The organism is Empedobacter sp. GD03739 (assembly GCF_029843245.1).
In the GTDB taxonomy this organism is placed as follows: domain Bacteria; phylum Bacteroidota; class Bacteroidia; order Flavobacteriales; family Weeksellaceae; genus Empedobacter; species Empedobacter falsenii_B.
Genome location: NZ_JAOCHX010000008.1, coordinates 69,842 through 75,841 on the forward strand (window position 1 = coordinate 69,842; position 6,000 = coordinate 75,841).

The window sequence follows — 6,000 nt, forward strand, 5'->3', positions numbered from 1 at the left end:
ATCAAAAAAGTCAATGGATTTGAAGAATACTCCAAAACATAAAATCCCAGCTAATAGTAATACAATTGTTATCATATTCCTGAATGATAAATTTGTTTAACATATTCTGATTTCAAATTCATTGGAAACAAATTCAAAAATTGTTTTCGGTTTTTGAAATCCGCTTCAATCATCAAAGTAACGGGTAGTATAAACAGATTATTGATGTATGTTTTACCCAAATCATTTGTTTTTGAAAACAATTTTCCTACACTATAACATAGCTGTTTTACACGTGCTGGATTATTATCTAAAATGTTTTGCAGTACTTTACTTTTAAGTTCTTTGACTTCATCTAATGAAATCGTTTGTTTCATTTTCATTTTGTAGATTTTTAAATTTCTCTACATAAGCCAATCAAAATGCCAAAGCAATTAGAATTAATTAGACAAAACAAAATCAATACGTTATGTTTTTATAGATTTTTACTCAAATAAAAAACCCTTCCAAAATGGAAGGGTTTATTTTCATTATGATAAAGTATTTTATTTTAATTCAGTTCATATTCGGCTATTTTTCGATAAAGCGTTGTTAGGCCAATACCTAATAATTCTGCCGTTTTTGTTTTGTTACCTTTTGTAAATTTTAAAACTTTCTGAATATGTTTTTTTTCCATTAAAGCTAATTCTAATGAATTTTCGTTCTGATCAATTTCGCTTGTTTGAATAAATGAAGGAAAATCATTTGTAGAAAGTTCTTCATTTTCCGACAAAATAATAGCACGTTCGATCGTATTTTTTAATTCACGAATATTTCCCGGCCACGAATATTTTTTAAGAAAAAGTAAAGCTTCTTGATTAATAGATTTTATATTTTTTTGATAATATTGATTGAAGTGTTTTATAAACTGATTCACGATTAGTTCGATATCCGAAACGCGTTCACGTAAAGAAGGTAACTCGATATGAAACACAGAAATTCGATAAAATAAATCTTCTCGAAATGTTCCGTTTGCAATTTCCTTTTCCAAATTTCGGTTAGTGGCTGCAATAATTCGTACATCAACTTTTGTAGGTTTTGTTTCGCCGATTTTAATAAACTCACCTGATTCTAAAACTCGCAACAATTTTGCTTGTAAATCCAAGGCCATTTCGCCAATTTCATCTAAAAAAATAGTTCCTAAATGTGCTTCTTCAAACAAACCTTTCTGATCTTTCATTGCGCCTGTAAATGCACCTGCTTTATGACCAAATAATTCACTTTCTAATAAGTCTTTACTAAAAGCCGAACAATTAATTGCAACAAAATTTTGGTTTTTTCTCAAACTTGATTGATGTATAGCTGTTGCAAAAACTTCTTTTCCAGTTCCTGTTTCTCCAGTTAAAAGAACGGTAGCATTCGTTGGTGCAACTTTTTGAGCTAATTGTAAAGCTTGTTCAAAAATTGGAGATTTACCCAATAATAAATTACTGTCTAATTTTGTTGATGTTGTTTCTTGAGAAATTTCATTCTCTTTATTATATTTCACACGATCCAAAGCTCTATACAACAAAGGTAAAATACGATTGTTATCATCCCCTTTTGTAATATAATCAAATGCTCCGTTTTTAATGGCTTGAACGCCGTCAGGAATATTTCCGTAAGCTGTAAGCAGAATAATTTCTATCAAAGGAAATTTTTCTTTGACTTCTTTTGCAAACTCAACACCATTACCATCAGGTAATTTTACATCACATAAAACAACCTCAGGAGAAAGTGTTTTAATTTTCTTAAGGCCTGATTTTAAATCTTCAGCTTGATGTATTTCAAAACCTTCTAATTCGAGAATTCGAGCTAGGAGAGTTCTGATTTTTGTTTCATCGTCTATGATTAAAATTGAATGCATTCTTATTACTTGTGAACAACGAAGGTATTGTTTTTATGCATATAGATTTGAAATAATTATTTAGTTAATTTTAATAATAAGCATGTTTTTCTAGTATGTAATAAAATTTCAAACCATCTCTAGAGTTTTTATATTTATCAATTGTAAAAAAATCCTTCGTCTAAAAAGACAAAGGATTTCTAAAAAACTCAAAATGATGATTTTCTAACCATCAACCTTACTATGTTGTTTTCCGTAGAAAAAGTAAATACAAATTCCGATTACTAACCAAATCAAAAGTCGCCACCAACTTTCCATTGTTAATGAAGTCATTAAATAAACACAAACAATAATTCCCAAAATTGGAACAAATGGAACAAATGGAACTTTAAACTTACGTTCGGCATTTGGCATTTTTTTACGCATCACAATAATTCCAATACAAACTAAAGTAAAGGCAAATAAAGTTCCGATACTTACCATATGACCTAAATCTTTGATTGGTACAAAACCAGCAAAAATGCTTACAAAGACCAAAAAGAATAAATTGGTTTTCCAAGGTGTACGGAATTTTTTGTGAACATCAGAAAAGAAAGAAGGTAACAGTCCGTCATTACTCATGCTATAAAACACACGACTTTGTCCTAATAACATCACTAATATAACCGATGTATAGCCTGCGATAATTGCCAAAATCAATACGCTTTGTAAAAATGTATAACCTGTTACTGCAAATGCTGTCGCTGCTGGTGACGCATCCCCCTTAAAGGTTTCGTATGGTACTAAACCTGTCATTACCCACGAAAATAATACGTACAAAATGGTACAAATAACCAACGATCCCAAAATACCAATCGGCATTCCTTTTTGCGGATTCTTAGCTTCTTGTGCTGCAGTAGAAACTGCATCAAAACCAACAAAAGCAAAGAAAACGACTGCTGCTCCCGCTGCAATCCCTGGCATTCCTCCAAATTGAGTTCCTGGAATATTTTTAGGAATAAATGGTATATGATTTTCAGGGTTAATATGACTCCAACCTAAAACAATAAAAACAATTACAACTGTAACTTTTAAAATAACAAGAATATTATTAATAATAGCAGATTCTTTTGTCCCTCTGATTAATACTAATGATAATAAACACACAATAAAGATTGCAGGTAAATTTATCATTCCGCCATCGGCTGGAGCGTGCAATAATTCTTGAGGTAAATGAATATTTATTCCTTGCAAAAATTTATCGACATATGCCGACCAACTCACACTTACTGTTGCCGCTGCTAAAGCATATTCTAACACCAAATCCCAACCAATAATCCAAGCTATAAATTCGCCCATTGTTGCATAAGAATACGTGTAAGCGCTTCCAGCAACTGGAATCATTGAAGCAAATTCGGCATAACAAAGTCCTGCAAAAGCACAACCAACTGCGGCTAAAACAAAGGATAAAGTAACTGCTGGACCAGCGTGATCTGCCGCTGCAATACCTGTTAAACTAAATAATCCAGCACCAATAATAGCGCCAATACCCAAAGCAACTAAGGCTCCCGAAGATAGAGATCTTTTTAAACCACCTTCCGTTTCTTGCGAATCTTCTATTAGCTTCGCTAATGGTTTAATTTTCCAAATTGACATAAAAATACATGTGTTAAAACTTGACGAAATGTAAAGTGTTTCAGATATATTTTTAAAATTCGAAAAATAAATTTTATATTTTTTAGATATATTTTTAAAAGAAAACTTAATATTTACGAATAATATAATTTGAAATTAATATTAAAACGCAACTTTAAATTATTCATAAAAATTAAATCATATTTTTAATAAAACTAAATCCAATAAATTAAATAAATACGAATAAAATTATTTTTTACTTATTTTATTGAGACAAAAAAAACCTCGAAAATTATTTTCGAGGTTTTGTATTATTTTATTGAAATGATCTTCTTATTCTGCAATACTTGGAACTGAAACCAATTCGTTTGTATCAGCATCATAATCGATTTCATCAAAACTAAATCCAAACAATTGTAAGAATTCATCATGATAACCTTTGATATCAGAAATTTCTTTGATGTTCTCAGAAGTTACAATTTTCCATAAATCATCCACTTCTTTTTGTACATCTTCGCGCATTTCCAAATCATCAATACGAATACGTCCATTTTCGTCCAAAGGAACTTCTCCGTTTGCTGTATACAAGCGCTCTGCAAACAAACGTTGCATTTGCTCTATTGTTCCTTCGTGAATTCCTTTTGCTTTCATTACTTTGTACAATAACGAAATATATAATGGCACAACTGGAATAGCAGAACTAGACTGTGTTACCAAAGCTTTGTTTACAGAAACGTAAGAAACACCATTCAAATCTGACAATAATTCGTTGATAACTGGAACCGTTTTTTCTAAATCGTTTTTAGCCATACCAATCGATCCATCTTTATAAATTCTATGAGTCAATTCTGGCCCAATGTAAGAATAAGCAACAGTTTTTACTCCTTCAGCTAAAACACCAGCAGCTTTCAAATCTTCCATCCAAAATTTCCAATCCTCACCTCCCATTACAGCAATTGTATTATCAATTTCTTCTTGAGATTCAATCGGATCAATTGTAATATCTGTAACTTCTGCTGTATGAAAATCTACTGTTTTATTTGTAAATGGTTCACCAATTGGTTTAAGAACTGATGAATACGCAACACCTGTTTTTGGATGTGTACGACGTGGCGAAGCTAAACTGTAAACCACTAAATCTACTTGACCTAAATCTTGTTTGATTAAATCAATCGTTTGTTGTTTAATCTCATCAGAAAAAGCATCTCCATTAATACTTTTTGCATACAAACCAGCTTCTTGCGCTTCTTTCTCAAAAGCAGCTGTGTTGTACCAACCCGCAGTCCCCGGTTTTCTTGGCGCAGCAGGTTTTTCGAAGAAAACACCTATTGTTGCAGCATTATATCCGAAAGCAGCTGTAATACGAGATGACAGACCAAAACCTGTCGAAGCTCCAATTACCAATACTTTTTTTGGTCCTTCGGCTGAAATATTTTTTGATTTTACGTACTCAATTTGATTGTGAACATTTTTTGCAGTTCCCTCAGGGTGAGTCGTAATGCAAATAAAACCTCTTGTTCTTGGTTGAATAATCATTATACTTAATTTAGTCGCATAAATTTATAAAATAAATTCTATATAACGAAACGATCTTTTTGTACATAAAATCATTCTATTTTTGAGAAAATTAATAGGAATACTGATTTCGATTTACTACATTTACAATTACTCAAAACCTACTTACCTATGAAAGATATTCACATGGGTTATTTAATCAAAAAAAGAGTCGACGAACTTGGAATTGATATATCCCGTATCAAGGGCTTCTTCAAAACTTATTCTGAAAAAGATATTAATACTCAATAGTTAAGTAAAGACATACAAATAGACGATTTATTAAATGGTCGAAGTTGTTGAAATATGATTTTTTTTTAGAATTTATACACTGAAGAAAAAAAGAAATTTCTAATGAATACAATATCCCTAAAAACACTATTCATAATTGGATAAAAAACTCCTACCAAAAAATTAAATCTTATGATTTGAATTCTGTTTTAGAACTTTTAAAAACTTCAACAAAAAAATACATCTATTGCTGATAAATTTAAAATTAGTCGAAACACTGTAGCTAAATGGCGTAAAATATATGGATATTAAAAAACGGTTTCAAAAAGAAACCGTTTTTTAATTTATCTATTATTTTTATCCTCTTTTATTACTTTATGTACCGCTAAAGTTGCAAACGGAATAAATGCATACATCACATAAATGATAAAGTCTTCGTCGTCCCATTTATATATTCTTCTTACTCTAAAAAGTAAAATCAAGTAAGCTGTAAACCAAAAACCGTGAAAACAACCAGCAAATGGCATTGGCAACACATAATCGAATTGATATTTTATTGGCATTGCGACCAAAAATAAGAGCGTACAACTTATCGTTTCCCACACACATGATGTGCTAAACCATTTTTTTAACTTTTCGTCAGATATATTTAACATACTGCAAATTTAATCGTTTATTGATAGTAGAGGTATGATAATCATTAGTTAAAAAGGTTATTTTTACTCAATTATTGAAATAACTATTAATATTTATGATAA

5 protein-coding genes are annotated in these 6,000 nt (G+C 30.7%); all 5 read right to left on the minus strand.

Features of this window, described 5'->3' with window-relative positions; translation table 11 throughout:
• Positions 1-71: 71 nt before the first annotated feature.
• The gene (locus N5E64_RS04460; RefSeq protein ID WP_114999274.1) at positions 72-362 is read right to left on the minus strand and encodes a hypothetical protein; all 291 of its coding nucleotides are present in this window, start codon (positions 360-362) and stop codon (positions 72-74) included.
• 167 nt (positions 363-529) lie between these two features.
• On the minus strand, positions 530-1,864 hold the full coding sequence (locus N5E64_RS04465; protein WP_114999272.1) for a sigma-54 dependent transcriptional regulator: 1,335 nt from the start codon (positions 1,862-1,864) through the stop codon (positions 530-532).
• Between the two features lie 204 nt (positions 1,865-2,068).
• Positions 2,069-3,478, minus strand: a complete 1,410-nt coding sequence (locus N5E64_RS04470) for an amino acid permease (RefSeq protein WP_280035963.1) — start codon at positions 3,476-3,478, stop codon at positions 2,069-2,071.
• 312 nt (positions 3,479-3,790) lie between these two features.
• A complete protein-coding gene (gene fabV, locus N5E64_RS04475; protein ID WP_180906024.1) occupies positions 3,791-4,993 on the minus strand; it encodes an enoyl-ACP reductase FabV in 1,203 nt (400 codons plus the stop codon).
• 593 nt (positions 4,994-5,586) lie between these two features.
• Positions 5,587-5,898 carry a DUF3817 domain-containing protein gene (locus tag N5E64_RS04480; protein ID WP_280035965.1) on the minus strand — a complete coding sequence of 104 codons (312 nt, stop codon included), beginning with the start codon at positions 5,896-5,898 and terminating at the stop codon, positions 5,587-5,589.
• Positions 5,899-6,000: the final 102 nt, after the last annotated feature.

Coding starts and splice junctions, on each gene's coding strand:
- N5E64_RS04465 (WP_114999272.1), bottom strand. CDS start 1,864: ATGCATTCAATTTTAATCATAGACGATGAAACAAAAATCAGAACTCTC.
- fabV (WP_180906024.1), bottom strand. CDS start 4,993: ATGATTATTCAACCAAGAACAAGAGGTTTTATTTGCATTACGACTCAC.
- N5E64_RS04470 (WP_280035963.1), bottom strand. CDS start 3,478: ATGTCAATTTGGAAAATTAAACCATTAGCGAAGCTAATAGAAGATTCG.
- N5E64_RS04460 (WP_114999274.1), bottom strand. CDS start 362: ATGAAAATGAAACAAACGATTTCATTAGATGAAGTCAAAGAACTTAAA.
- N5E64_RS04480 (WP_280035965.1), bottom strand. CDS start 5,898: ATGTTAAATATATCTGACGAAAAGTTAAAAAAATGGTTTAGCACATCA.